This is a genomic window from Erythrobacter sp. CCH5-A1 (assembly GCF_001557115.1).
Taxonomy (GTDB): domain Bacteria; phylum Pseudomonadota; class Alphaproteobacteria; order Sphingomonadales; family Sphingomonadaceae; genus Erythrobacter.
Genome location: NZ_LSKQ01000080.1, coordinates 1 through 1,052, shown reverse-complemented (window position 1 = coordinate 1,052; position 1,052 = coordinate 1). Strand labels below are relative to the sequence as shown.

Below are 1,052 nucleotides of genomic sequence, written 5' to 3'. Positions count from 1 at the left end.
TAGAGTCTGTCCTGTTTAGATTGAGGCATAGCCGCTGTTTCTGAGGTAGTTGGCGCATTCGTGTGGCGGGAAGGCATCGAGCAAGGTGCCGATGCGCTGCCATGTGGCATCGACGGTGCGTTCGGCGGCCTTGCGCAGAAGCAGTTTGAGCTTGGCGAACACCTGCTCGATCGGATTGAGGTCTGGACTGTAGGGCGGCAAGAACAGGAGCTTGGCGCCGGCTGCGCGGATGGCCTTGCGCACGGCCTGGCCCTTGTGGCTGCCAAGGTTGTCCATGATGACGATATCGCCGGGCGATAGGGTAGGAACGAGGAACTGCTCGACATAAGCGGTGAAGAGCTGGCCGTTGATCGGTCCGTCGAGCACACAAGGCGCATCGATCCGGTCATAGCGCAGTGCCGCCACGAAGGTCAGCGTCTTCCACTTGCCGAACGGAGCCTTGGCGACGAGCTTGCTGCCCCGCTTTGACCAGCCCCGGAGCGGCGTCATGTTGGTCTTGGCCCAAGTCTCGTCGATGAAGACCAGTTTCCTGGGATCAAGCCGCCCCTGATACTTCTTCCACTGCGCCCGCCGCCGCGCGATCTTCGGGCGATCCTGCTCGCTGGCGAACAGGCTTTTTTTTGAAGCTGTGACCGGCTTTGCGCAGCAGCGACCACACCGTGTTGGGGCTCACCTGGTAGCCGCGCTCGACCAGTTCGACTGCCAAGCCCCGGACAGTCAGATGCGGGCACTCCTCAAGGCGCAACAGCATCCAGTCCTGCTCATCCGCCAGAACACGCCGCCTGTAGCCACCCATCGGCCGTGAACCGGCACTGCCGGTCTCGCGCAGACGCTGCGACCACTTCAACGCGCTCGCAACGCTCACCCCAAAAGTCGCTGCAACTTCGCGACCCGAGCGGCCGGACAAAACCGCAGCCGCCACCCGCTCCCGTAAATCGTCAGAATAGGCTCGTGCCATCGCTGCTGGCCTCCTGCCCAGCCAGCAGCTTGAATCACAATCAGCACCCCTTGGGAATCCCACATCGATTCAGTCTAAACAGGACAGACTCTAG

General features: G+C 61.8%; 1 protein-coding gene. It reads right to left on the bottom strand.

Annotation, left to right across the window (positions count from 1 at the left end):
* Positions 1-15: 15 nt before the first annotated feature.
* Positions 16-958, bottom strand: a protein-coding gene (locus tag AX708_RS19720) for an IS630 family transposase (RefSeq protein WP_156443264.1) whose coding sequence is annotated in 2 segments (ribosomal slippage) — positions 16-621 and positions 623-958 — 942 coding nt in all. Because the reading frame shifts where the segments join, the coding sequence is not laid out codon by codon here.
* Positions 959-1,052: the final 94 nt, after the last annotated feature.